Raw genomic sequence first — 26,984 nt, 5'->3', positions numbered from 1 at the left:
ATGTCCACCTCTTCGTTTGCTTAAAATATATCCATTAGCTTTTCAAGTTCATCCATCGTGAGATCTTCATCACCCACATCACTAGGTGTCATCTGGGTTTCCTCCTGTGATACGCAATGTGAGATCAGCGCCTTCACATTCTTTTCAAGAAGGTCCTTGAATTGTTCCATCGTACGTTCTTCAAATTCAAGATGATGATAAGAAATCGTCACATGGAGCATGGCTTGTTCGACGAAACCAACAATATCAAGTGCATGAGGTTTCTCTGATTCAGGACTCAGCGATTGGCCTGCATCCCACGTTGAGCGGCTTAACTCACCGATGATCTGTTCATCAAACTGACCAAGATAGTTAAAGCTGATATGTGGCACGAGATCAAATGAGATATCGTCCTTCATCTTGTCAGGGGTTAAATATTTTAATATGCCATAGCCGATTCCCTTGTTCGGGATGTGCCTGAGTTCCTCTTTTAAATGCTTGATCTGATAAGAAAGATCGTCTGCATGCGACATATCCAGTAACACAGGATACATACTTGTAAACCAGCCAATCGTCCGTGATACATTGACCGCAGGGAGGATGTTCTCTCTCCCGTGTCCTTCAAGATGTATAAAGTGTCTATCTTCACCTGTCCACTCTTTCATGGACAATCCGAGTGCTGTCAGCAAAATATCATTGATGTCTGTTTGATATGCTTCATGTACATCTGTCAGCAGACTGCGTGTTTCCTCCTCAGACAATGTAAAACGAATGGTCTGTGTATGAAGCATCCGCTGATCCTCCGTCACATGATCCTTTTGAAGCGGCGTAACGGAATGCGCAAGTACCTTTTTCCAATAAGCTCTTTCCGACAGCAACTCATCTGACATCGCGTATTCCGTCAGCTTCTGGGCATATTCTTGGAAAGAGTGTGTTTTTTCAGGAAGTGTCAGGACTTCCCCGCGCTTCGACTGTTCATAAAGAGCCATAAAATCTTCAAGGAAAATACGCCATGACACACCATCGATGACAAGATGATGTACAGCGAGCAGTAAATGATCCCCTTGATCCGTTCGGAAAATGGCTGGCTTTACTAAAGGTCCTTCCGCTAGCGATATACTCGCCTGCACTTCATTTGCCAGCTTTTCTACCTGCTGGATTTGCTGCGACAGTTCCCCTTGTACTTCTACCACATCAACAGCCACCAAGTTTTCTTCGATTTTTCGATGACGCTGGATCACGCGTCCTTCTTCAAGCGGATACACCATTCGCAAGGCATCGTGATGGATCATGAGCTGCTCCAACACTTGCTGAACGATGGTTTCATCCAAGCCATTTGGCGCTTGGAGCATAACTGATTGGTTCCAATGGTGCTGACTCGTAAAGTTTCGTTCAAAGAACCAGCGCTGAATCGGTGTGAAAATGACTTCTCCTTCGACAGGTGATTGGTCAGCTGTCAGTTGATCGGCTTCTTCGATATATGGGCGTAGCTCCGCAATCGTTGGGTACTGGAATAGTAGTTTCATATCAATCTTCCAGCCCGCTTGTGTGAGCCTGCTTGCCATTTGAATGCCTTTAATCGAGTCTCCGCCAAGGAAGAAGAAGTGATCATGAATGCCGACTTGGCTGACGCCAAGCACGTCTTTCCAAATGCCGCATAGAAGCGTTTCGACTTCGTCTCTTGGCGCTTCGTATGCCGTTTGGTTCGCTTCCATATCTGGTGCTGGCAATGCTTTCAGATCGACTTTTCCATTTGCCGTCATCGGCAGGTGGTCTAGCTTGATGATCCATGAAGGCACCATATAGTCTGGCAACGTGCGTTTTAGACTTTCTTTCAGGTCGGTCGTTTCTTCAGCTGTGATGACGTAAGCGGCAAGGGCATCCTGTTCGCTGGCATCTTTGACCGTTGTCACAACTGCTTCTTTGACTTCTGCCAGCGCAAGGAGCTGCGCCTCAATTTCTGACAGCTCAATCCGGAAGCCACGGATGTTGACCTGATGGTCTTTTCTGCCGAGATAGATTAGCTCGCCATCCTCTGTCCATTTCACCAAATCACCTGTCAGGTACATGCGCTCACCTGGATAAAATGGATCTGGGACAAAACTTTTCTCTGTTTCCTCCGGAAGATTCCAGTACCCTCTTGCCAGTCCTTTTCCTGCGATCACAAGCTCACCCGGTACGCCTGGCGGCGAGAGATCATATAACGAACCCATAATGTAAAAACGAGTATTAGCAATCGCTGTTCCAATCGGAAGCGTGCCTTGATCTGGATTGATGATCCCACTTGTCGCCACGACGGTGTTTTCTGTTGGACCGTAGTTATTCACGAGTTGATATGGAACAGGCTTTACCTGTTTCAGCTTGTCTCCGCCTGTTAGTAAGTAACGCAAGGAGTGATTGTCCATTGACATAAACTGTTCGCATAGGTGAGTTGGCAAGAACGCAATGGTGATATTTTCGTCATTGAAATACGTATTGAGCTTGATCATATCGAGACGAATCGCTTCATCAATGATGTGCAGCTCTGCGCCGGCAATCCATGTCGGGAACATTTCCCAAATAGAGGCGTCAAAGCCAAAGCCGGCATATTTAGCGGTTCGATCCGCATTTGTCACTTGGAAGGCATCATTGTGCCAGAACGCTAGATTCACAAGGGACTGGTGCTCGACCATGACACCTTTCGGCTGTCCTGTCGTTCCAGACGTGTAAATCATATAGGCGAGATCTGTTGGTTTGACATGAATCTGAATTTCTTGTGCTTCGCCTTCTACCGCATCTTCTATGAACAGGACATGCCCTGCGAATGAAGATGGTGCAGTCAGTCCTTTTTGCATGAGAAGAACCTCTGCCCCGCTGTCTTCCAGCATGTAGGCAATACGCTGATCCGGATAATCCGCATCAATTGGAACGAATGTCGCACCTGACTTCAGGACGCCAAGGACGGTTGCCGCCATATCAAGCGATGGGCGAGTCAGAATACCGACACGGTCTCCTCGTTTTATGCCGTTTGAGATGAGTCTTGAAGCGACTGTATTTGAACGGCTGTTCAGTTCCTCATACGTCCAGCTTGTTCCGCAGAAGGTCGCCGCTTTTTGTTTCGGTGCTTCAAATACCTTAGCCTCAATCAGTGCATGAACGTTTCGATCTGACGGAACGTTTAGGACAGGGCCTGACCATTCACTGAGCAGTTTTTGCTGCTGCTTCGGTGATAATAGCTGCATTTGATCTAGCGATTGATCTGGCTCTGATACCATTTGTTCCAATAAATGAAGGAAAAACTCCTTCCACTTTTCGATCGACGACTGTTGAAAGATAGAAGAATTAAAATCGAACACAAGCTCAATGTGATCAGCCGATTCGTTTCCAGTTAAGGTCAAATCAAATTTGGCGATATTCTCTTCGAATGGCTCTGGAACAATGTGAAGTCCATCCATCGTTAAATCACGGATATCCGCATTTTCCATTGAGAACACCACATCAAAGATTGGATGACGGCTAGTGTCTCGAACCGTTTGTACTTGGTCTACCAATTCTTCAAATGGGTACAACTGATGCTCATTTGCCTCTAACACAAGCTGATGAACATTTGACGCAAATTCCGCAGCTGTCAGATGTCCTGCTGGCTTTGTTCTAAGTGCCAGCGTGTTCACAAACATACCAATGACAGATTGAATATCCGGATGAGTTCTGCCCACAATCGGCGAACCGATGATGATATCTTCTTGTCTTGATAGCTTGCTTAAAAGGGTACTGTAGCAAGTGAGCAGGACTGTATACGTCGTACTGTTGAGCGCTCTGACCAGCTCATCCAATTTGGCTTTAAGCGGCCCATTGATTGTAAATGAGACGCGATCTCCTGCGAATGTTTGCACTTTTGGTCTTGGCAGGTCTTCAGGCAGTGCCAGTACAGGCAGGTCTCCTTGTAATTGCTTCAGCCAAAACGCCTCTTCAGCTTCTATTTGTGCAGCAAACGTCTCGCTTTTTGACCAAACCGCATAATCCTTATATTGAACAGGTAATTTCTCTAATTTGTCTCCTCGATACAAGGCTGAAAGCTCCTCAATTAAAATGCCCACAGATGCACCATCTGAAATGATATGATGCATATCAATCAGCAAATAATGGACATTTACGGAAGCAGAAACTAGACCTACTCTGAGTAGAGGCGCCTTTTCTATATCAAATGGACGGATAAAGTCATTCATCAATTCCTGTATGTCTCTTCCGTTCCCTTCGATTGTCTCAATGTCTACGGAGATGTTTGGTTCAATCCGTTGAACAGGTTCATTCTGAACAAAATCAAAGCTCGTTCGGAATGCTTCATGACGATGGGCAAGCTGTTCAATCGCTTTTTTAAATCGTTTTTCATCAAAAGCACCTTCTAGCTTTAAAGCAGCCGGCATATGATAGCTTTGCTCCGCGTCGGTCATTTTCTCCAATACAAACAGCCGTTTCTGAGCAGATGTCACTGGATAATAGGCCGCTTCTTCTGCAACCTCCACCCGCTTGATCTCCGTTTGATCCGCTTGATCAACCGCAAAGGCAAACGCCTCTAATATTGGGGATTCAAATAAAGACTTTAAAGTGAGCTCCACGTGCATCTCTTCATACAGCTTGTTCAGCATTTTCATGCCGCGCAGCGAATGACCACCGCATTCAAAGAAATGATCGTGCCTGCCGATTCGCGGCACTTCAAGAACTTCTTCCCAAATGCGCGCCACGAGACGCTCCGTTTCTGTTTGAGGAGGGATGTACTCATTTACCCCTTGCTCACTTAGGTCAGGCACCGGTAGCGCGCGCCTATCTACCTTGCCGTTATTCGTCAGCGGAAGCTCGTCTAATTGCATGAAGAATGACGGCATCATATACACAGGCAGTTCACGCCCTGCTTGCTCGCGTAAATCAGTTAATGAGACAGACCCTTCGGCTGTAAAATACGCACATAATGTGTCATTTGGAGCTGCAATGACGACGGCTTCCTTTAATTGCGGATGGCGCAGCAGCTGATGCTCAATTTCTCCAAGTTCAATACGCTGACCTCGAATCTTCACTTGATGATCGATTCGTCCAATGAATTCAATCTCTCCATTTGACAGCCAGCGGGCAAGATCACCTGTTTTATACATCGCCTCATCAGGGCGGAAAGGATTTTTCACAAATTTTTCGCTTGTGAGTTCTGGCTGCCCATAATATCCTTTTACCAGTCCATCACCAGCGACACATAACTCTCCTGCTACACCTGGCGGTTGCAGCTGTCCAAATTCATCTACAATATAAACAGCCGTTTGACTCACTGGCTTTCCGATTGGAATGGATAACGCCTGCTCCTCAATGTGATTCACTGGATAATACGTAGTGAAAATCGTACTTTCAGAAGGACCGTACATATGAACAAGTTTGCCTTCCCCTACCGTTTCAAGTGCAGTCATGACATGAGGCACGGAAGCACGTTCTCCGCCAAATAGAACTTTTCTAACGTTCTTCAGGCTGTCTTTTTTCATATCGATAAGTAAGTGAAAAAGAGCTGTCGTGATCATTAAAATACTGACTTTCTCCTTCTCAATCGCTCCAGAAAGCTCATTCATGTTTAAGATATGATCCTTTGGCAGAACAATCAGTTTCGCACCGTTTAATAAAGCACCAAACACATCAAACATAAAAGCATCAAATACATAGTTTGATAAACTCATCACCGTATCTTCCTGATAAATGGCGAGATAATTTGATTGCTTCACTGTTCTCAAAATGTTCCGGTGTGTCACCATATTTCCTTTAGGTTTTCCAGTTGTACCAGATGTATAGGTCAAATTCGCCAAATCCTCTGGCAATACACGAATGTCTATATTGCTGTCTGATTGCTGAACAATTGCCTGATCTTCTGTTTCGATGATGGTTCCTTCGAAAGAAGCAAGTACCGAACGATGGCGCAGCACTTGATGTGTCAATAAGAATTGCGCACCGCTGTCTGTTAAAAAGTGCTTCACGCGTTCATCAGGGAAATCAGGATCAATTGGTACATAGACGCCGCCCGCCTTAAGTACAGCTAGAACAGAGAGTACCATCTCATTAGACCGTTCAAAGAATAAGGCTGCTTTCATCCCTCTTTCAAACCCATGTTCACGTAAATAATGAGCCAGCTGATTCACACGGTCATTTAGTTCTTGGTAAGAAAGAATCACACCTTCACATTGGAGGGCAGACTTATGACCGTGCGCCTGCACCTGTGCTTCAAACTGTGTCACAATGGTTTCTTCTGACGGATAAGGCGTCGGTAACGGATTCCACAGATTCAGTTGAGCTTCTGCTTCTTGTTCAGAGAGTAATCGATAAGATCGAATCGCCTCCTCCGGCGCTTGAACCATCTGCTTCAGCAAATACATATAATGATGCAGCATCTGCTCGGCTGTACTTCGTTTAAATAGCGCCGTACTGTAATCGAGGACAAAGGATAACCCTTGATCTGACTCCATCGCTTGCAGCGTTAAATCAAACTTTGCAATATGGAAATTGGTTTCTTCGATTTCAACTTGCATTTCTCCTATATGCTGGGCTGATCCATGATCTGGCATGAGTGTAAAAACGGTATCGAATAATGGATGACGGCTAAAATCCCTTGGCACATTCAGTTTTTCAAGCAGTCGTTCAAATGGATATTGCTGATGCTCAAATGCATGCATCGTCTTTTCCTTCACTTGCTCGATCAACTGCGACATGCTTCCATTCGGATCAACCTCGGACCGCAAAGCAAGTGTCTGGACAAACATGCCAATCATGTCATCCAAATCTGCATGCACTCGCCCCGCCGCCGGTGTTCCAACCACGAATTCCTTTTGACCCGTGTACTTCGCAAGCAATGTATAGTAAGCAGAAAGCAGAACCGTATACAGTGTCGTGTGGTGTTTTGCCGCAAGCTCCTGCAATTGCACCTTTAACGTTTCATTGATTTCTTTGATCACACGATCCCCTACAAACGACTGGACTGCTGGGCGCTGATAATCGGTCAGCAGCTGTAAAGCAGGAAGATCACCCGAAAATTCCTGCAGCCAGAATGCCTCTTCTTTTTGAAAACCTTGTTGTTCTTGCCAAACAGCATAGTCCTGATATTGAAGCTTCAATGGGTCTTTGACCGATCCCTCGTAAGCATCTGACAGCTCACGCAGCATCAAATCAATCGAAAGACCATCTGAGATCAGGTGATGCATATCGAAAAAGAGCAGGTGCTCCTGGTCATGTAATGACTTCAAGCCAATACGAAGAAGTGGTGCACACTCAAGGTTAAAGGGTCTGACAAATCGCTTCATATTTTCTTCCATCGTGCCGCCTGTTAGCTGTTCGATTTGAAATGGCACGGATGGAGCTATCCGCTGACGAGGAATACCTTTCAACGTATGAAAAGACGTACGCAGCATATCATGACGTATGATGAGTTTTTCAAAGGCTTCCGTCAGCTTCTCTTGGTGCAGTGTTCCTTTTAACCTCACAACAGCTGGCATATGGTATGCAGTGCTTTGCTCCAATTGGCTCACCATATAAACGCGCTGCTGTGGAGGTGACAATGGATAATGGTCTAAGGCAGGTGCTTTAGGTATCACCGTTTCAGAAGATGTTTCCGCTTGCTCAATGTAGGCAGCCAAAGCGGCAATGGTCTGCTGTTCAAATAAAATGGACAGCGGCACCTCCACCTGAAAATCTCGCTGAACATGTGTGAGTACAGTCATTGCTTTCAGCGAATGCCCCCCTCGTTCGAAGAAGGAATCATATATACCAATCTTCTCTTGACCAAGGATTTTTCCCCACAAACGCACAAGCTTCGTTTCGATCTCGTTTCTAGGCGCAGCATAAACAGCTTGAACGGCTTTATCACCTTTTAAGGCAGCAAGTGCACGACGATCGACTTTGCCGCTGACTGTGAGTGGAAATGCATCGAGCTCTTTGAAATAGAGCGGCATCATGTAAGCTGGTAGCTGATGTTTGATAGCAGCTTGCAGCATGTCAACTGACACATTTTCATGACGAGCTTGATAGTAAGCACTTAACACCTTTTCCCCGTCTGCTTCTTCGACAACAAGTACAATAGCTTGATCCACTCCATCTACCTGCTCCATCACTGCTTCAATTTCGCCTGTTTCTATGCGGTAACCCCTTATTTTCACTTGATCATCCATTCTGCCAAGATAATCAATTGTGCCATCCGGAAGCCATCTGACTAGATCTCCTGTTCGATACATCCGCTCATCTGGAGAAAATGGATCTGCCGTAAATACTTTCTCCGTCAATTCAGGCTGATTCACATAGCCTCGTCCAACACCTATCCCTGCAATGCACAGTTCTCCAGCAGCCCCCTGTACCTGTAATTGATCATGGTCATTTAAAATGTAAAGACGGTGATGACCGAGCGGCTTTCCGATCGACACATAACGCTGCTGTTCAGAGGATTCGCGCAGCTCACTTAGTTCTAGGCGATGAACCGCCGCATCGACACACGTCTCAGTCGGACCATACACATTCCACAAATTAAAATCAGGCTCACTCATCCGAACCGCTTCGATAAGAGAATATGCTGCTTTCGCAGGCAATGCTTCTCCCCCAACTAACATATGCCTCAAGGACAGCCCATCTAATTCGGCTGCAAGTAAAAGCTGCACATGCGCCGGTGTTCCGTCCGCTGCTTCAATTTGATGTTTTCTATAATAAGCCGCTAATTGAACACCATTTCTCGTTGTTTCTCGCGGGATGATATGAAGCGTATGCCCAAATAATAGTGCAGCAAAGATTTGTTTCACCGATGCATCAAAATGGAATGGTGCAAGAAGCGCCATTTGAAGCTCACTCGCCTCTTCATAAACCTCATGATGCAAGGCATGGACCAAATGATGTAGCTGAAGATGCTCAATCATGACGCCCTTCGGCTTTCCAGTCGTCCCCGATGTATAAATCATATATGCCAAATCCTCTGGTACCGACTGATCTACAAGCTGTGGCAACAGTTCATCATCTAATGCGATTTGCTGCTGCACGACCATTTTTTCCGAGAGGACACGGTATGTTGAAACGAACGATTCCTCAGTTAACACAATGGAAGCACCAGAGTCCTCCACAATATATTGAATACGCTCCTCAGGTAATGCTGGATCAATCGGTACATACGCCCCGCCAGCCTTTAATATGCCGAAGATCGCCACCATAGCCTCTGCCTTCCGATCCATTAGGACAGCAACAGGCACATCACGCGAGACACCTTTCATTTGTAAAAAACGCGCCAGCTTTTCTGCCTTTTGAAACAGCTCTCCATAAGTAAATGCTCCATTTTCTGCTACAACAGCTGTCCGCTCTGCATACTTATTGGCTGTCTCATCAAACAAGTGGTGAACCGGCTTTTCAGCTGGCTTTTCAAACGGTTTTCTCTCAGATAATTGAAGCAGTTCCTTTTGTTCATCTGGTGGAAGTAAAGGGAGTTTCCCGATCAGCTGGTCAGGCTGGGAGACCGCCGCTTCTAGTATGATCAAGAATCGATCAAACATCTTACTGATTTCTTCTTCGGTGAATACATCTGTACGGTAGTCCAAATCAATGGTCAATGTATCTGTATCCCAGCGGTCCTTTACATGAATGGAAATATCATTCATTCCGCTCCCGCTAAAGATCGGTTCAGTAATAAAAGACAGATTCTCTTTTTTCTGCCACTGCATGACCTGGTATTCTAAAGAAATATCAAAAAGGCGTCCTGTAAACCCTTCTCTTTCACGTAAATCATTCATGAGGAGATTGTAAGGGTACTTTTGGTGACGCAAGATCTTCATTTGATCCGCCATGACCTGTTTGACGAAATCAAGAAATGATTGCGACCCTTGAACAGATGCACGCATCGGAATGGTGGAAACAAACATACCAATCATCTTTTTTTCTTTGGCATTCGTTCGGTTGCCCATAAAGGTTCCAAGGACAACATCCTCCATACCGCTAAAACGATGCAAATACATATAAACAGTAGACATGAACATCGAGAGCATACTGACTTTCTGCTCTTCACAAAACGTACGAAGTTTCTCCTTCAAAGAATCTGGAATATCCCCTGAAAATCGCTCCGCATGTAAACTCATCTCGTATCCCTTATGCGGTTTTAAAGAAGCGAAATCTGGAATATTGGCAAATTGTTCATTCCAAAAAGCTTGGTCTTTTTGAAATCGTTTAGAAGTTTCATAGCTTTGCTCACTCATGATGTGGTCAACGAAGGAAATCTCCTCAACCGGTGAGATGTCTACCCCCTGCAGCATGTCCTGGTACAAGTCGATGATGCGATTTCCCATTAAGATAATGGAGATACCATCCGCCACAATATGATGTGCTTTACAAAACAGCCAGCACTCTTGATCACTGATTTGAAAGACCTTAAATTCAATCAAGAGGCTGTCAATCAACGGCATCGGCTCACGGATTTGTTCATTCGCCCAAGCCCTCACTTCTTCTTCACTCCAGCCCTTCTCCATGCGAATCGGCTGTTCTTCATAAGGCTTGATATATTGAACAGGCTCCTCCTGCTCATGCCGATACACCAGCCTCAACCGAAGGGAGTCAGTTTGGCGAATGTACGCTTGAAGCACGTCAACGACCAAAGATGGATCTAAACCTGATACCGATCTCAATCTGGCGAATCCACCCAAATTAGAAATACTTGTACCTGGATAAAATCTTTCCGTGTAGAATACTCGCTTTTGCGCATGTGTTAAGGGGTAATAAACTGTATTCATTTTCATCCTCCGCCTCTTCTGTGTTTTCTCCACCAATGTGACAACCCTGCACCCTCTATATCAAAAGAACCAAGTCTATTCCATTAAAATAGACAGAATACGGAAAGAAGCCCACCCCGAATAAAACGGAGGGACTCCCATTTTGATTCGGTAACCTGCCGACCATAGTAAAAAAGCAACATTTACCTTAGGACATGGCTTTGCGTCTCTACGTTTCCATAGATTTGCCTTTTTCTTCTTTTCTTTTTAAATATTTTCTATTTACGTCCACTTTATATGAAATTATTGTTTTTTTCACCGAAAAATGGGTGTAAAGATTCATGCGTTATGCCGAATGAATCACATAATAATTTACGATATTTACCGAAAATAACTAATAATAGTTGCGTTCAACCGAAAATAATCGACTAAATACCGCAAAAATTTCATCTTTCCCCTTAAATTTTGCAAATATGACCGAAAATGTAGGATAGAGGTCTCCGTCCACCCTCCACAATTTCTTAAATCTTAAGAACTATATTTCCTAAAAAATTGAAAATATTTACCGTAAAAACAACACAAAAAGAGCTGCCATTTCAAATGACAGCTCCCTTGTTTCTTCATTATATTTACATCACCTTAGACAGGCCAATTGTTTTTTCAATAATGAGCAACGCAATGATAGAAATGATAATAAATATGACAGATATCGCATTGACACTCGGATCAAAGGTTTGCTCAATGTAATTAAACGTCCTGACGGGAATCGTAATCGTTTGAGGAGAGGAAACGAACAAACTAATCGATATTTCCCCAAATGACGTCACAGCTGAAAACACCCCGCCTGCAATAATTCCTGGCTTTATCAAAGGCAGCGTCACTCGAAAGAATGTGCGAATGGGTCCTGCGCCAAGATTCATTGAAGCTAGCTCAAGCCGTGGGTCCAAATTCGATACACTGACGCCTACTGTTCGAACCACATAGGGAAAGCCAATAATGACGTGACCTATAACAAGCGCCCACAAAGACCCCGTAAACCCCATAGCCGTAAACAAATAAAGCATGGCAATCCCTAACACTACTTGAGGAATCATAAGAGGTGACAAAATGAAGGCTTGAATAGCCTCCTTTCCCTGAAAGGAAAGCCTTGCTAAAGCATACGAAGCCATCGTGCCTAAAAGAACCGTGAGAGGCGTTACGATGAATAGCAAAATCACACTGATACGCAGAGACTCCATCCATTCTGGATTCGACACGACCTCTTGAAACCAACGAACAGAGAACGAAGTCGGCGGAAATTCAGGAAAGGCATTTGGACTAAAAGCAGATAGGACAATGACAAGAACAGGTATGGTCAAAAAGAGATAAACCAATGACCCAGCAGTCCAAATCAGGATGGAAAGCAAGCGATCACCTAATGATTTTTTACGCATGCATCCTCGCCTCCCAGCGCTTCAATAGATAGCTTAATAAACTGACCGCCACAAGCACACAAACCAATAACGTAAAGGACATCGCTGCAGCAAGAGGCAAGTTATACACCTGCATGACTTGCTGATAAATAGACAGCGGCAGCAGCGGCTGCATTCTTCCGCCGACTAAGAGCGGAGTGATATAGCTCCCAGCTGCCAGCGAAAAGACAATGATAGCCCCTGTCACCATCCCTGGAATGGTCAATGGAAAGGTCACATGAAAGAAGGTTCGAATTCGTCCAGCTCCTAGACTCATAGAAGCCGGTCGTAAATGACGATCCATATCGGTTAAGCTCGTCGCAATAGGCAGCACTGCAAAAGGCAGCATGACCTGAACATAAGCAATAATCACCGCATTCATATTCCACAACATAGAGAGCGGCTTCTCAACCACATGTAAATCTAATAACATGCCATTGATCAGACCATTTTGTGAAAGAAGGACAATCCATGCAAACGTCCGAATCACAACACTTGTCAAAAGCGGGGAGACAAGTAAGATATAGAAAAATGCCCGCAGACGTGGATGAGGTGCCTTGACGAGCACGTATGCTGCAGGGTATGCCATCAATAAACAAATCACCGTTGTCTGTAAGGCTACCCACACTGTACTTCCAATCGCCTTCACATACGCATCTGTCGTGAACACATGTATATATTGAGAAAAGCTATACGTTTGTAATGTGTTCATCATTGAATCCACATCACGAAAACTGAGGACGAACATCATCACAAGCGGTGCTAGAAGAAATACAACAAGGAACAAACACGCCGGCAGCAGCATGAACCAATGAAATCGCTGATTCTTTTTCTTGATACGCATCACGTATGCACCTTCGAATCTAGGAAAACAATATCTTCAGGCTGCCAATTGATATGAATAGCTTCTCCAGCTTTCGGCAGTTCAGGAAATGCTGCATCGGAAGCATGGACAATCATTTCACCGCTATCGAGCTCTACCACCAAACGTAATGAGTGACCAATATAACTGACATCTGCCAGCACGCCTGATACATGGTTAGACTGAACGTCTTCCCGCTCAGAAGATATGTTGATTCTTTCCGGACGGAGCATGAGTAAATGCTTCTCCTTCTTCTCTTGGTGTGCCGCTGCCTTTAACTGAACTTCCTGCCCGTTTGACTGGATTAAATGAGGAACGATAAATATAGCTTTCGCTTCATCATAGACTGCCTCGAATAGGTTCACTTGTCCGATAAATTCAGCAACAAATCGATTGTTTGGCTGGCGGTACACCTCTAAAGGCGTTCCAATCTGCTGGATTTTCCCCTCTCCTAAAATCCCAACCCGATCAGAAAGACTTAATGCTTCCTCTTGATCATGGGTCACGAGAATGGTGGTAATTCCGACATTCCTTTGAATATTTCGAAGCTCCGTCTGCATATTTTTTCTTAGTTTTGCATCTAGGTTGCTGAGCGGTTCATCAAGAAGAAGAACAGATGGCTGAATCGCAAGCGCCCTTGCAATCGCTACCCGCTGCTGCTGTCCACCACTTAATTGATGCGGCATACGTTTCGCAAACGCCTCTAATTGCACAAGAGATAAACTCTCCATTACCTTCTCTTTGATTTCAGCCTTCTTTTTCTTTTGAACCTTTAACCCATACGCCACATTATCAAATACGGTCAGATGCGGAAAGAGTGCATAGCTTTGAAAAACCATACCCGTTTTTCTTTGATAAGGCGGTAAATTCGTCACATTCTGATCACCAATATAGACGACACCTTTTGTTGGTTCTAAAAAACCGCCAATGATGTTTAATAACGTTGATTTCCCGCAGCCGCTAGGACCAAGAAGGGAGAAAAACTCTCCCTCTTTCACCGTAAGACTGACATCGTTAAGAGCAATCTGCTCGCCGAAATGCTGGCTGATATGTTCTAAATGAATTCCACTCATACGATCACCTATTTTCCTCCGCCTAATACTTCGTTCCATCGATTTGTCCAATTTCCCAGCTCCGAAGTTGCTGTTTCGTAATCTACCCAAGTCAGCTTGCTATAATAATTCTCTCCAACCTTGACCTTCCCCTTAATCTTGTCACCGTATTTCACATCAGAATTCGACATACCATAATAAGATTTTTCCGAGAAAGCTTCCTGAGCTTCTTTTCCACTTAAATAGTTTAATAGTTTGCAAGCCGCTTCCTCATGCTGACTTCCCTTCGTTAAAGCCCAGCTCGCAACTGCTGCAACAGCGCCTTCTTTCGGATATGAAAAACCAATACTCATTCCTTCTTCTTCAAGTGCAAATGCTCGTCCATCCCAATATGGAACTGCTACGACGTCACCACGTTCTAACAAGGTTTGAATAGACCCTGGATTATCTGGAAAAGCAGCAACATGCCCTTTTAATTGCGAAAGGCTTTTAAAAGCTTTATCAATATCCTTAGGATTTGATTCTGTCCCCCCTTGAGCATGGACAAGCGCAGAGAAAAATTGCAACCCGGCTGAATAAGTCGGAGATGAAATGGCTACCTTCCCTTTTAGCTGACTGCTCCATAGGTCTGTCCAGCTGTTTGGTTCCTGCTTTACGAGGTCTTTTCGATAAGCAATTCCAAGCTGACCCATACTAAAGCCTGCTGCATATTGTTTTCCATCAACAGTGAGCTTCTTTTGGACAGAACGGTAAAGTTTTTTGACATTCGGTGCTTGATCTTCATCGATAGGTGCAAGAACGTTTGCTGCAATGCCTCTTTGAATCGTATCAGGCTGTAAAATAAGCAGGTCATACGGTGGATTTTTACCATTTGACGCTTTTAATTTTGTAAACCATTCAGAATCCGCACCAGAGACGGTTTGGACTTTAATTCCCGTATCTTTTTCAAACTTTTCGAGGATCGGTTTGATATTCTTTTCCCAATCGCCCCCGTATACGCCAACGATCACAGTCTGCTGCTGTTTACCTTGATCCTGTCCATTCCAACCGCAAGCTGTCAGCAGTAAAATCATTGACAGAACACCTGCAAAAATAGTGATTAATCTTCTTTTCATGATTCATTTCCCCCTTTTTGTCCATCCATATGACGAAGTGCTTGAATAATATCTTTCTTTGTTAACGGCTCATTTCTATGACTGAAATATTGATGAACTGCATGTTTATAATGTGTACGTTCATTGGCTGGGTAGGAACGCAGCCGCACAGCAAGCTCGCTACTGGCTTCATCCGTCCATACTTTCTCATAAGCTTCTCTGTGTTCTCCGACATCCCACATGATATTAGCAGGATGATTACCCTTTTCACGAAACTGATTCGTTTGCTCCTCATCAATCTTCCATTCATTTTGGTCTAGATACACTTTAACGCCATATTGCTGCAGCGCTCTTTCTTCACTTAATAAACCTGCTTCCACTTCATGAAGGACTTTTTCTTTCTCTCTTGCAAATGGATTTCCCCAACCGCCTCCACTTGGTGATATCAATTGCACAATATCGCCTTTTTCAAGACGCAGAACATCTATTTTCGGCTGGTCTTGTTTTTCACCTATTGCTGTGACTAGCTTGACCTCACCGATAGCTCCCGCTCGTCCGCCCATTAGCCCCCAAGGCTGAAACTTCATACGTTCCATACCTCGTGCGGTCACCATGGATTCAGGCTTGATCATTTCAAATTCCAAACCAATCGCATGTCCGCCTCTGTTTTCTCCTGCTCCGCCTGTGTTTGGCAAAATCTCATATCGGTGAACATGAATATCAATATGCTGTTCTAAACTCTCAATAGGTGTATTCTTCAAAAAGCCAGACGAATGATCAATACCATCTACTCCGTCCGTTCCATTTTGAGCACCACCGCCTCCGCCTAATGGTTCGACAACAGACATTTTCCTGCCGCCTGTTTGATTATCAGGAACAGAGAGAACAACAATAGCTGATTGACCTGCACCTGCTGCCGGCACTGCTTCAGGTAACAGCTTACCAATGGCGCCTAGCACGACATTGAACAACCGCATCGTAATTGAATGCCGAATACCAACAGAAGCCGGGTATTCTGGATGCACTAGCGTCCCTTTAGGGGAAATCACTTCAATCGGATATGTGATTCCGCCATTAATCGGTATATAGGGATCTTTACTAATAATGTAATTAATCAATCCTTGATATAGGAAGGAATGCTTCTGACCATTGGTGACAAGGTTAAAAGCTGTTTTCACTTGCGGGTCACACTCAGAAAAATCAAGCGTTAGCCGCTTTCCTTTGACCGTTAACTTAATTTTCAACCGTATCGGCACATCCGAGATCATATCATCATCTAAATAATCAGCGAATTCACTCGTTCCATCCGGAATGGCTTCAATGACCTTTCCTGCACGAACCTCAGATTGTTTCAGGAGGTCCATCATTCCTTGTTTCACTTCATTTATTCCAAATTTCCCGATCATTTCTTTTAAGCGAATTTCTGCTGTATTTACTGCAGCAATCATTGCATTGATATCCCCATCATTTAAATGACTGGCTCGGCTGTTGGCTCTTAAAAAAGTACGTACGACCTGATTCTCTTTTCCGCCTTCATAAATTTTCACTGGCGGTATTCTTAATCCTTCTTGATGAACATCGGTCGCTGTCGGCGAAATACTCGAGGGCACAAGTCCGCCCACATCACTTACATGAACAAAAGACCAAGCATAGCTGACAATTTCACCATCTACGAAGATCGGCTTAATGATATGGACATCCGGCAGGTGAGTCGCTAAACCATCTGTCGTATAAGGATCATTTGTGATGATAATATCTCCTGGCTGCATCGGTCCGCTCTCTTCAATCGCTTTTTTAAGACTCAGCCCTAAAAAGATTGTGACACCCACTGTCTTCGGATAAACAAAGAAATCTCCAGAAGGCGTGGCTAACGCTGTCGCAAAGTCAGCTGATTCTTTAACGAAAGTCGTAAAAGACGTCCGCTCAATGACATGTCCCATGCCAGATGCAATTGCATTAAAATAACTGCGCATCATCTCAAGCTTTGCTGGATCAGTTCTCATATAAAGCCGCCTCCCTTGAAATCACCAAGTTCCCTGATTGATCAATGCTACCTGCCCAATTTGGCAGAATCAATGTTGTCGTATCATCCTGCTCAATGATGGCAGGTCCATTAATGACAGAGCCTACTGACAAAGTATCTCTGTAATAAATAGCTGCTTCATATTCTTTTTCTTCTATAAAGATTCGCCTGTATTCATGTGGCTTCAAAGATTGTCCGCTGCTTTCATGAACAGGTGTGAAAGGCAGTGGCGGCGTCTCGCCTATGACTCGAACTCGTAAATGAGTAAACTCGATGTTCGCCTGATCATCTCTATGCCCATATTGACGCTGATGTAGCTTGTGAAAGGCTTCAATGAGTTGATGGATATCTTGTTCTTGCTTCAGCCATTCAGCTGATAATGGTAATTCAATCTCAAAGGCTTGTCCTTGATAACGTGCATCTGCCAATAATAGTATGGATGTCTGTTTAATATGCTGAATGTTCTGCTGACTGAACCAATCAGTCGCTTTTCGAGAAAGCATCTCATAATCTTGTTTTAGTTGATCTATCGAGTAGTCTTGTAAACATATTTTCTTCGACAGTACCGCATCATGAATAAAATCAGCGTTCAAGGCACCTAATGCACATAATGTTCCTGGACTTGGAGGAACGACCACGTTTTTCGCATGAATTTCTCTCGCAAGGAAATTCGCTACAACCGGTCCTGCTCCGCCAAACGCTAGTAAACTAAAATCTCTTGGGTCAAACCCTTGCTGCTCCATGACATTGCTTAATTCTGTGTACATATTGGCGACAGCTACTTGAATCAGCTGGTCAGCCGCTTCTTCTACCGTTTTGTTGAGCTGGTCAGCAATTGGCTGAAAGGCCTTTTCCGCCGCGAACAGCTGTAGTTGTAAATGTCCTCCGGCAAAACGCTCTTGATTGAGATAACCACATATGAGGAACGCGTCAGTTAAGGCGGCTTTCATTCCCTTTCCATACGAAGCTGGTCCCGGCTGTGAGCCAACTGATTCTGGTCCTGCTTTGAGAAGCCCACCCTGATCAATCCATGCAACCGAACCCCCGCCTGCCCCTATTGAATACATCGCAACAGATGGAAGAATGATCGGAAAACCTGAAAGCTGATTTGACTGAGCCATTGTAGGCTGTCCATTTTGAATAATGGAGATATCTGCACTCGTCCCCCCAACATCAAACGTGATCAGATTGGATTCGTTTGCAGCGGCTGCAATTCTTGCCGCACCAATGACACCAGCTGCCGGACCAGAAAAAAGTGTTTTAACAGGTGAAGTTGCTGCACTTTCTGCATCCATTAAACCACCATTTGATTGTGTAATGTATGGAGAAATTGGTACACCTTCTTCTTTCAAACGGCTTTTCAATGTTTGTAAATACTGTTTCACCTTTGGTTGGATATACAAATTGACAACAGACATCACAGTACGCTCGTATTCTCTCATTTGGGGCCATAATTCAGATGAAGTAAGGACTTCTAATTGCGGATAATGGTGTTTGATATAGGCTTTTGCCTGTAATTCATGAACTGGATTTTGATAGCTATGTAAAAAAGAAATGACAATACCTGCTAGTCCTTTAGACATAACCTGCTGGACAGCATGATCTAATTGCTGCAGATGGAGAGGTTTTTTGATCGTACCATCGTGTATCAACCTTTCAGAGATTGGATATACATGCTTTCGAGGTATCAATGGTTCTGGCAAACGAGAATTGAAGTCATAAGGAATGGGTAATCGTAAACGCTGTAGTGACAATATGTCTTGAAAGCCTTCCGTCACAAAAAGGGCCAAATCTGCTCCTTTTCTCTGCAATAATGTATTAAGACCGATTGTCATGCCATGTACGAGATATTGGATTTTAGATAAATCAACACCTCTGTCTTTTAGAAGTTTTAGCCCATTGATAATTCCCTGAGCTGGGTCGTCAGTCACTGTGGGTGTTTTGAGTTCAGTTAGCGCCCCTGTTGCTTCATTCATCAGCGATAAGTCAGTAAATGTTCCGCCTATGTCTATGCCAAGCCGATAAGAGACATCCGCCATTTGTACTTCCCTCCTACAATGTAAATAGAATGATATTTTGATAAATTACGACATTTTTTGATATTTGACTCCATATTATTAAAGCATATCGGTCTAGTCAATTTTATTTTTTCAAAATTTCTGTGTGTTAAATTCTTGAAATTAGCCCAAAAAGCAGTGATAAAGCCATTTTGATAAAGCATAATCTTTTTATGAACTGAAAAATTAAAATTTTTATGAATTTTTACAAATGTGAAAAGCAAGAAAATGGATAAAAACCGTTTTTCGAACTTTAAAAGGCGTTTTTTCAAAACCAGGAGTAATTGGTAAGTAATTCTGCTATACTTCTGTTTACAAAATACGCAAACAAGAAAGAGAGCTAGCATCTATGAAACTTCTTAAAATCATTCTCTTGCTTTTACTGATCGTCGTTGGTGTAGCAACAGGCTATATTCAGCTGGAGCAAAGTAAACAAGAGACGACGAATTCATCTTATGACAAAACGATTCACTTCCCATCAGATCGTTACCCCGAAACCGCTAAGCACATAGAAGAGGCCATTGATGAAGGCCATTCATCCGTATGTACGATTGACCGTAAACATAGCGATGAACAAAGAGAACAATCACTTCATGGCATCCCAACAAAGCGCGGGTATGATCGGGACGAATGGCCGATGGCGATGTGTAAGGAAGGAGGAACAGGAGCTTCAGTCAAATATATTAATCCTTCAGATAATAGAGGAGCAGGCTCATGGGTCGGTCATCAATTATCGGATGATCCTGACGGCACAAGAATACAATTTATCATCGATTAACGCCATTTCCCTTTTCTATCTAAAAAAATTTCCTCGTAACTGCATTCAGGTATTTCAAACATTTTTTTCATGCCGATAATCCTTAAGGAGGTTTACCCTACCTTATACCTAAAGGAGTCAAAAAGCATGAAGAACAAGGGGAAACTGAGGCTTGGTGCCAAAATTTTGCTGATCTTTTTAAGTGTCATCATCATCTTTTCAGAAATTTTGGTTATGTGGTGAATCGTGAAATGACAGAAAACATCAAGCACATGGCCACTGAAAAAGCAAAAGGTGATGTAAAGCTAGGCTATGCCTACTTGCTCAAAACGCAGCAATTGAAGCAGCACGAGCAGGCGAGCATGGGAAAGGATTTGCGGTTGTCGCAGACGAAGTGAGAAAGCTCGCTGAGGAATCACAAGCATCATCAAATTTGATTTCCCATCTCATTTCTGAAATCCAAAAAGAGATGACTCATTCAACAAATGCGATCAAACGAGTAAGAGAGGAAGCGGCTCTAGGGACTGTACTTATTTCTCATAAAGAAGAATCATTTATTGATATTCAACAGTCAATGAGAGAAATGGCGGATGGCATCAAGCATTTATCTAGTGCATCACAAAAAATCGCAGCTTATACAAACGATGCGAAACGATCCTTTGCCACTATTACAGAAGGGGTTAAACTAACGAGTGAACATTCACAGCAAGTAGCCGGTTTACCAGAAGAACAATTTGCCGCAACGGAAGAAGTAACTGCTTCATCAGAAGCTCTTGCTCATTTAGCAGGAGATTTAAAAACAATGGTTTCACAATTTCACATCTAGATTCCTCATATAGAAGCGCAAGACGGCGACAATCGTCTTGCTGCCTAACATTCTCTTCAAGAATCATTCTTTCAACCATTCACATTCCAATGAAAATCTTTGTATAAAGGAGTTTTTTAAATGAATAACTTAAACCAAGCCTATTCCCTATCTATCTCCTATCACCAAATCACCGTATACACCGGAAGCAAAACACCACCTGTGATTGACTGGTCAGATGATGACATTCTTCAAGGATTCGCCATGGGAGATCACGGTGTATCCTTTGAAGGGGTCAACAACGGAAAAGCATCTGTTACCGTAACTTTAAATAGCAATATGCCCCCAGCTTCGGCTGATAGAACGGTCACAGTGCCTTTTACGCATGCAAGCGATCAAGTTTATATCACAAGCGTCATGGCTCAGGTGCTGTCTTTCCCTATTCCAAAGGGAGACTACCAGCTCACCTGCTATACTTCTCAGCAGCCTGATCAAGACCTTTATCATATGAATTTCCAAACGGTGTAGGTCACGACTGATCGTACAAATCAAGCCACTTTTCCGCAAAGTCTACCGATTCTCTCACCGGTAATAAATATGAACTGGCAAGCCCGATTTGACCGTGATGATGAGTGCCTCCTGATAGAAGAAAGTCACGGCCGATCTGCTCAAATAGTTCTTCTCTTGTGATAATATCTTGGTACTCTTTCCATACCCTCCATCCATTTTCTAAGATGGGAGCTCCTCTTGTCATGAAGTCTTGCTGAGGGATGCGATATTCAGCCAGATGGAAAGCTGTCAGACTTTCAAAAGACGTACCAATCAGCAGCACCTGAGCCTGAAGATCATACATGCGGGCTAGAGGCGAATGTTCCCCTAATCCAAAAGAAAGTGCGTGGTGTTTCAGAAGCTCATGTTTCTTTTTCCCCCAGGCCGTGAATGAAAAATGAGGATGATTGCTTCTCGCCACGCCCGGGTATTTCCAAAACGTTTCCGCTACCTTTCCCATTGCTGTTGGCATCGAGTAAGCTGGATCAAATGCAGGCATCGTGTCTTTGATCGATTTCCACCATGAAAAAGGAACAGGCGGATCGATCCAATCAGCGGGATCAGAAATCTCTAACGTTTGTGCCGGCATGATCAGTGTCCCCTCTTCTGTTAAGGTTTCCATCAATGCTTGTATGAGGGCAACAGCGCCTCCGTTTACCCAGCCGATAGATGATAAGGATGAGTGAACACATAAAATCATGCCTTTTTTCACACCAAGTTGAACCAAGTCTGCTTTGATTTTTTCCTTTGTCACCGGTTCAGCTTGATTTTCGATTAATTTTTTCATCGTTCTTTTTCCTCCTGCGTCTCTTTTCTTACTGATGAATGAGACGCTTAACCGCAATAGACAGTTTATAATTTGCGTAATTTGTCAGCTCCGTTAAAAACAGATCCAGTTCATCATGACTGAAGAAATGGCCTTCAGCCATATAGCAGCCCTCACCACTTATTTTAAATAAATTCTTGATCTCTTCCTGTCGGTCGAGAAATGACAGAAGTGGTTCGTGATGATGACTGCGAGTATAGAGCTGCATAAATGTTTGGATGGTCTTTTGCGTCCGCCAGTCAATCGAAATGGTATATGCTTCAATCACACCCTCTTCTTCAAGCTTTAACACACGATTTGCAACAGCTTGACCCGTTAAATGAACTTTTTCACCTAGCGCTTTCATAGTTAATCGACTGTTTTTTGAGAGCTCTTTTAAAATATCCATATCGGTTTGGTCTAACATTGGCTCACCTCTTTCAAAAATCAAGTCCTTCTGATGAAAGACTTTCACAACCCTCTGTCACATGGAACTCTTTTAATATACTGTAAACTTAATCAGAAAAAAAGGAGGCCTTTTCATGAAAATCACGCTCATTCGGAATGCTACTTTCTACCTTGAATATGGTCAGGCAACTTTCTTCATTGATCCCTTTTTAGCAGCAAAAGGAACATATCCACCGTTTCCTCATACAGCCAATCAACATTTGAACAATCCGATTGTTGATCTGCCTGTAAACATTGACTTAGACAACATGCTACACCCAGATGCTGTCTTACTCACTCATTTGCACGTGGATCACTTTGATGACGAGGCGAAACAAAAATTAGCCCAAGACCAACCCATTTATACGCAATCGGATAATGACAAAAAAGAAGTTGAAGAGGCCGGTTTCCAGCATGTCACATGCATTGAAGATGAAATAGACATTTATGGTGTTCATATTCAGCGGACAGGTGGACAGCATGGGACAGGAGAAATTGCAAAGCGGATGGGACAGGTCAGCGGTTTTGTTTTCTTTCACCCTGATGAACCTACCCTTTACATTGCAGGTGATACCATTTGGTGTGATGAGCCGAAGGAGGTTATCAATACTTGCAAGCCAGATGTCATTGTGGTCAATAGCGGAGCTGCTCAATTTTTAGAAGGCGATCCAATTACGATGACGAAGGAAGACATTTTAGACGTTCACCGTTCTCATCCAACAGCACAAATTGTCGCTACTCACCTTGAGGCAGTGAATCATTGCTTACTAACAAGAGCCTCTTTACAAGCTTACATTCAAGAGCATCAAGCAGCACAAGCCATTTTTGTCCCTAAAGATGGTGAAAGTCTCTCCTTCTGAATAGATTGATAAACAATAAAAAACCGGCACCTCGCTGCCGGTTTCATCCTTATGGTCAATGGTGCTGTGGTTTTTTCAGCAATGGCACAAATCCGTTGTTTTTCAAATGATTGTAATGTTCATCCATTCGTTTCGTAATATGTGTACCTTGTTCCTTTGTTAACACACCATATTGGACGTACTTCTCAATCACTTCTTTTCGTTTAGAAAGAATTTGCTGCTCAAGCGTTTCAATTTGTTTTTGTTGTTCTGTCGTTAGTTTTACTTGATGCGTTACTGGACGCTTTTCCATTTGGGGTGTTTCTCCATGAGCTGTTTCCATATAAAAACCAGACAACAGCATCACCGATAATATGATCAAGCCACTTATTTTTTTCATCATTTTCTTCCCTCCTTTATTCGCATTTATTTTGTACGCACTTTCCTTTTTTATACATTATCTCACGTTGCAAATTGCACATAATATTCTTACTTTTTCGCTTTTCTTCTGAAAACGTTGTCCTAACAGAAAAAGCGTGCTATGTTTTGTTTTGTATAAAAAATAGAGGAGGATTCTTAAATGAGTCGTTTTTATCATAGAAAATCGATCTGGGTAATGCTTGTTGTGTCTGCTTTCATACTTGTCTTGTCTGCTTGCAGTCAATCAAGCTCTTCTCAGTCTGGAGATTCAAAGTGGGATGAGATTCAAAAGAAAGGGAAAATCGTGGTTGCTACTTCAGGCACCCTTTATCCAACGTCATATCATGATACCGCTAATGGCAAGGATCAATTGACTGGTTATGAAGTGGAAGTGGTCAAAGAAGCATTTAAACGCCTGGATGTGAAAGTAGAATTTAAAGAAATGGGCTATGATGGCATGCTGAGCGCCATTAATTCTGGTCAAGTGGATGCCGCTGCAAATGACATTGACATCACAGATGACAGAAAAGATAAGTTCGCCTTTTCAACTCCTTATAAATATTCTTATGGCACAGCGATCGTAAGAAAAGATGATTTGTCTGGCATTAAAACGTTAAAAGATTTAAAAGGAAAGAAAGCAGCTGGTGCTGCCACAACGATTTATATGGATGTCGCTCGCAAGTACGGTGCGAAGGAAGTCATTTATGATAATGCGACAAACGAGCAATACTTAAAGGATGTCGCTAACGGTCGTACAGATGTCATTCTAAATGATTATTACTTGCAGACACTAGCTCTAGCTGCATTCCCAAAATTAAATATTACGATTCACCCTGACTTAAAATACATGCCAAACGAACAAGGTTTTGTGATGAAGAAGGACAACACAGAGCTTCAAAAAGAATTAAATCGTGTCTTAAAAGAAATGAAAAAAGACGGAACCATGAAAAAGATTTCCGAAAAATTCTTTAATCATGCAGACGTCTCAAAGAAAATAGATGCTGATGTCGAAGATGTCGACATTTCTAAATAAGGAGCCGCAAGCGTGGGAGATATTCATTTAGAATATATATTTAATCCTGCACTGGCAAAGGCGTCATTTCCATTTGTCATGAAAGGCATCTGGCTGACGCTGCTCATTTCCTTTGTGAGCATGTTTTTTGGCACCATTCTTGGCTTTTTTATTGCGCTTGCCAGAATGGCGAATACGTGGATGCTTTGGCTGCCTGCACGGCTGTATATCTCATTCATGCGTGGCGTGCCCATTCTGGTGATTTTGTTTATTCTTTATTTTGGATTTCCTTATATCGGCATTGAGTTTACAGCGGTCACTGCTGCCATTATTGGATTCAGCTTCAATAGCGCTGCCTATATTGCAGAAATCAATCGGGCGGCCCTCTCATCTGTGCCGAGTGGACAGGTGGAAGCTGCCAAATCACTAGGTCTCAACTATTGGCAAACGATGCGCGGTGTCATTTTGCCTCAATCCGTCCGCATCGCACTGCCACCATTGACCAATGTCATGCTCGATTTAATCAAAGCCTCCTCACTAGCTGCGATGATTACTGTCCCCGAGCTATTCCAGCAAGCAAAGATCGTAGGTGGGCGCGAATTCGATTATATGACCATGTATATTTTGGTCGCCCTCATTTACTGGGGCATTTGCAGCGTAGTCTCATTACTTCAGGACTTTTTAGAAAAACGCTATGCAAAATATCTGTAACAAAAAAGAGCAGATCCAAGCGACCTGCTCTTTTTTATATTCAGCTTTAATGTATTAGCCATAACCACGCATATAACCCCAATAAAGTAAGGATCAAGGTTGGGATGGTCAGGATGATTCCGGCTTTCATGTATGCACCCCAAGAGATATGGACGCCCTTTTTCTTAAGAACATGAAGCCACAGCAATGTCGCCAATGAGCCGATAGGGGTCATTTTCGGACCAAGGTTAGAGCCGATGACATTGGCATAAATCAATCCGTCTCTCATGACGCCTGCTGTATCTGTATGACCGATCGCAATCGCATCAATTAACACAGTAGGCAGATTGTTCATGACAGAGGACAGCACTGCGGCAAGCACACCCATAAACATCGTTCCCGCAAGCAAGCCATGCGATGCTCCTTGTTCGATCCATGCCGCCAATATTTCTGTGAGACCGACATTCTTCAGTCCATATACGACGACATACATGCCGATTGAGAAAAAGACAATGGACCACGGTGCTTCTTTTACGACACGTTTTGTCGCCACTTGGGGACTTCTTCTTGCCAGCCACAAGAAGACAAGGGCAATACCGCCCACAATGATGGAGACCGGAACCCCAATGAGTTCCCCTGCAAAATAACCGACAAGCAGACAGCCAAGCACGTACCAAGACAAGCGGAACATGCGGATATCCCGGATAGCTGATGCCGGTTCCTTCGCCTGTGATACATCGTATGTTTTTGGGATAAGCTTTCGGTAAAACACATAAAGCACTAACATGCTTGCTCCAAGTGACACAAGGTTTGGCACGAACATGTTTGCTGTATATTCTAGAAACCCAATATGAAAATAGTCGGCTGATACGATATTGACCAAGTTACTAATGACAAATGGCAAGGAGGTTGTATCTGCAATAAAGCCGCTCGCCATCACAAAAGGCAGGATCATCCGCTCATCCAGCTTTAACGCTCTCACCACAGACAAGACGATCGGGGTCAAAATCAGTGCCGCTCCATCATTCGCAAAAAAAGCAGCCACGACAGCGCCGAGCAATGTTAAATAAATAAACATGCGGACACCGTTCCCTTTTGCGGCTTTTGCCATATGCAGTGCAGCCCATTCGAAAAAACCGATTTCATCTAAAATTAACGAAATAATAATGATGCCAATAAACGCAAATGTTGCGTTCCATACTATTTGCGTCACTTCCCACACATCGCCCAGATGAACGACACCAAAGGCAAGTGCAAGAATGGCGCCTCCACATGCTGACCATCCAATGGTTAAACGTCCTGGCTGCCAAATGACAAGGACGAGGGTCAGGATGAAAATCAAAATGGCCAAGGTGACTGCTCCCAAAGGTGGCCCCCCTTTCATAAAATCCTTATCTATCATACAACGAAACACA

General features: G+C 43.5%; 16 protein-coding genes, 1 pseudogene and 1 riboswitch. Of the genes and pseudogenes, 6 read left to right on the top strand and 11 right to left on the bottom strand.

The genetic code is table 11. The features are described from left to right. Positions 1-20: 20 nt before the first annotated feature. The 7 genes from MHI33_RS02365 to MHI33_RS02335 form a co-directional block, all read right to left on the bottom strand. Positions 21-10,727: a non-ribosomal peptide synthetase gene (locus MHI33_RS02365; protein ID WP_340908798.1), complete on the bottom strand. Its 10,707-nt coding sequence runs from the start codon at positions 10,725-10,727 to the stop codon at positions 21-23. Positions 10,728-10,873: 146 nt separating this feature from the next. Further along, a riboswitch (cyclic di-GMP riboswitch) is annotated at positions 10,874-10,966 on the bottom strand. Between the two features lie 369 nt (positions 10,967-11,335). Further along, a complete protein-coding gene (locus MHI33_RS02360) occupies positions 11,336-12,139 on the bottom strand; it encodes an ABC transporter permease (protein ID WP_185108292.1) in 804 nt (267 codons plus the stop codon). After that, positions 12,132-13,001: an ABC transporter permease gene (locus MHI33_RS02355; RefSeq protein ID WP_185108290.1), complete on the bottom strand. Its 870-nt coding sequence runs from the start codon at positions 12,999-13,001 to the stop codon at positions 12,132-12,134. The genes MHI33_RS02360 and MHI33_RS02355 overlap by 8 nt, the downstream gene beginning before the upstream one ends. Then, positions 13,001-14,092: an ABC transporter ATP-binding protein gene (locus MHI33_RS02350; protein WP_185108288.1), complete on the bottom strand. Its 1,092-nt coding sequence runs from the start codon at positions 14,090-14,092 to the stop codon at positions 13,001-13,003. The genes MHI33_RS02355 and MHI33_RS02350 overlap by 1 nt, the downstream gene beginning before the upstream one ends. Positions 14,093-14,100: 8 nt before the next feature. After that, complete coding sequence (locus MHI33_RS02345) at positions 14,101-15,186, bottom strand: ABC transporter substrate-binding protein (RefSeq protein ID WP_340908790.1); 1,086 nt, start codon at positions 15,184-15,186, stop codon at positions 14,101-14,103. Beyond that, complete coding sequence (locus MHI33_RS02340; protein ID WP_065098775.1) at positions 15,183-17,168, bottom strand: hydantoinase B/oxoprolinase family protein; 1,986 nt, start codon at positions 17,166-17,168, stop codon at positions 15,183-15,185. Before MHI33_RS02340 ends, MHI33_RS02345 begins: the two co-directional genes overlap by 4 nt. Then, positions 17,158-19,227: a hydantoinase/oxoprolinase family protein gene (locus MHI33_RS02335; RefSeq protein WP_126741562.1), complete on the bottom strand. Its 2,070-nt coding sequence runs from the start codon at positions 19,225-19,227 to the stop codon at positions 17,158-17,160. The genes MHI33_RS02340 and MHI33_RS02335 overlap by 11 nt, the downstream gene beginning before the upstream one ends. Before the next feature lie 367 nt (positions 19,228-19,594). Between MHI33_RS02335 and MHI33_RS02330 the strand changes: the two genes are divergently transcribed. The 3 genes and pseudogenes from MHI33_RS02330 to MHI33_RS02315 all read left to right on the top strand — a co-directional run bounded on the left by MHI33_RS02330 (position 19,595) and on the right by MHI33_RS02315 (position 21,335). Beyond that, on the top strand, positions 19,595-20,023 hold the full coding sequence (locus MHI33_RS02330; protein WP_044140469.1) for a NucA/NucB deoxyribonuclease domain-containing protein: 429 nt from the start codon (positions 19,595-19,597) through the stop codon (positions 20,021-20,023). A 295-nt stretch (positions 20,024-20,318) separates the two neighbouring features. Beyond that, a pseudogene (locus tag MHI33_RS02320) lies at positions 20,319-20,828 on the top strand (methyl-accepting chemotaxis protein); the annotation flags it as partial. 120 nt (positions 20,829-20,948) lie between these two features. Continuing rightward, positions 20,949-21,335 carry a competence protein ComJ gene (locus MHI33_RS02315; protein WP_113768527.1) on the top strand — a complete coding sequence of 129 codons (387 nt, stop codon included), beginning with the start codon at positions 20,949-20,951 and terminating at the stop codon, positions 21,333-21,335. Between the two features lies 1 nt (position 21,336). Here MHI33_RS02315 and MHI33_RS02310 read toward each other — a convergent pair whose 3' ends face one another. Both MHI33_RS02310 and MHI33_RS02305 read right to left on the bottom strand, forming a co-directional pair. Next, positions 21,337-22,143, bottom strand: a complete 807-nt coding sequence (locus MHI33_RS02310; RefSeq protein WP_065098771.1) for an aminoglycoside N(3)-acetyltransferase — start codon at positions 22,141-22,143, stop codon at positions 21,337-21,339. 28 nt (positions 22,144-22,171) lie between these two features. Next, positions 22,172-22,588 carry an Lrp/AsnC family transcriptional regulator gene (locus tag MHI33_RS02305; RefSeq protein WP_044140465.1) on the bottom strand — a complete coding sequence of 139 codons (417 nt, stop codon included), beginning with the start codon at positions 22,586-22,588 and terminating at the stop codon, positions 22,172-22,174. Between the two features lie 115 nt (positions 22,589-22,703). On the opposite strand from MHI33_RS02305, the gene MHI33_RS02300 reads away from it, so the two are divergent. After that, the gene (locus tag MHI33_RS02300) at positions 22,704-23,468 is read left to right on the top strand and encodes an MBL fold metallo-hydrolase (RefSeq protein WP_044140464.1); all 765 of its coding nucleotides are present in this window, start codon (positions 22,704-22,706) and stop codon (positions 23,466-23,468) included. Positions 23,469-23,523: 55 nt separating this feature from the next. On the opposite strand, the gene MHI33_RS02295 is transcribed toward MHI33_RS02300, so the two are convergent. After that, positions 23,524-23,847, bottom strand: coding sequence for a YckD family protein (locus tag MHI33_RS02295; RefSeq protein ID WP_044140620.1), 324 nt, complete (start codon positions 23,845-23,847; stop codon positions 23,524-23,526). 180 nt (positions 23,848-24,027) lie between these two features. Between MHI33_RS02295 and MHI33_RS02290 the strand changes: the two genes are divergently transcribed. Together MHI33_RS02290 and MHI33_RS02285 are read left to right on the top strand one after the other, a co-directional pair. Further along, positions 24,028-24,900, top strand: coding sequence for a transporter substrate-binding domain-containing protein (locus MHI33_RS02290; RefSeq protein ID WP_185108286.1), 873 nt, complete (start codon positions 24,028-24,030; stop codon positions 24,898-24,900). 12 nt (positions 24,901-24,912) lie between these two features. After that, positions 24,913-25,590, top strand: coding sequence for an amino acid ABC transporter permease (locus MHI33_RS02285; RefSeq protein WP_065098770.1), 678 nt, complete (start codon positions 24,913-24,915; stop codon positions 25,588-25,590). A 46-nt stretch (positions 25,591-25,636) separates the two neighbouring features. Here the strand turns inward: MHI33_RS02285 and MHI33_RS02280 are convergent, their stop codons facing one another. Next, complete coding sequence (locus tag MHI33_RS02280; protein WP_065098769.1) at positions 25,637-26,935, bottom strand: arsenic transporter; 1,299 nt, start codon at positions 26,933-26,935, stop codon at positions 25,637-25,639. Positions 26,936-26,984: the final 49 nt, after the last annotated feature.

Source organism: Bacillus sp. FSL K6-2971 (assembly GCF_038006405.1).
Lineage (GTDB): Bacteria > Bacillota > Bacilli > Bacillales > Bacillaceae > Bacillus > Bacillus pumilus.
Note: the sequence above shows the minus strand (reverse complement) of the source record. Positions and strands in the feature narration are given on the sequence as shown.

Bases quoted from the DNA above. Each gene is read 5' to 3' on its own strand.
- MHI33_RS02340 (WP_065098775.1), bottom strand. From the start codon at position 17,168: ATGAGAACTGATCCAGCAAAGCTTGAGATGATGCGCAGTTATTTTAAT.
- MHI33_RS02355 (WP_185108290.1), bottom strand. From the start codon at position 13,001: ATGCGTATCAAGAAAAAGAATCAGCGATTTCATTGGTTCATGCTGCTG.
- MHI33_RS02295 (WP_044140620.1), bottom strand. From the start codon at position 23,847: ATGAAAAAAATAAGTGGCTTGATCATATTATCGGTGATGCTGTTGTCT.
- MHI33_RS02310 (WP_065098771.1), bottom strand. From the start codon at position 22,143: ATGAAAAAATTAATCGAAAATCAAGCTGAACCGGTGACAAAGGAAAAA.
- MHI33_RS02365 (WP_340908798.1), bottom strand. From the start codon at position 10,727: ATGAATACAGTTTATTACCCCTTAACACATGCGCAAAAGCGAGTATTC.
- MHI33_RS02345 (WP_340908790.1), bottom strand. From the start codon at position 15,186: ATGAAAAGAAGATTAATCACTATTTTTGCAGGTGTTCTGTCAATGATT.
- MHI33_RS02305 (WP_044140465.1), bottom strand. From the start codon at position 22,588: ATGTTAGACCAAACCGATATGGATATTTTAAAAGAGCTCTCAAAAAAC.
- MHI33_RS02360 (WP_185108292.1), bottom strand. From the start codon at position 12,139: ATGCGTAAAAAATCATTAGGTGATCGCTTGCTTTCCATCCTGATTTGG.
- MHI33_RS02315 (WP_113768527.1), top strand. From the start codon at position 20,949: ATGAATAACTTAAACCAAGCCTATTCCCTATCTATCTCCTATCACCAA.
- MHI33_RS02290 (WP_185108286.1), top strand. From the start codon at position 24,028: ATGAGTCGTTTTTATCATAGAAAATCGATCTGGGTAATGCTTGTTGTG.
- MHI33_RS02335 (WP_126741562.1), bottom strand. From the start codon at position 19,227: ATGGCGGATGTCTCTTATCGGCTTGGCATAGACATAGGCGGAACATTT.
- MHI33_RS02350 (WP_185108288.1), bottom strand. From the start codon at position 14,092: ATGAGTGGAATTCATTTAGAACATATCAGCCAGCATTTCGGCGAGCAG.
- MHI33_RS02330 (WP_044140469.1), top strand. From the start codon at position 19,595: ATGAAACTTCTTAAAATCATTCTCTTGCTTTTACTGATCGTCGTTGGT.
- MHI33_RS02300 (WP_044140464.1), top strand. From the start codon at position 22,704: ATGAAAATCACGCTCATTCGGAATGCTACTTTCTACCTTGAATATGGT.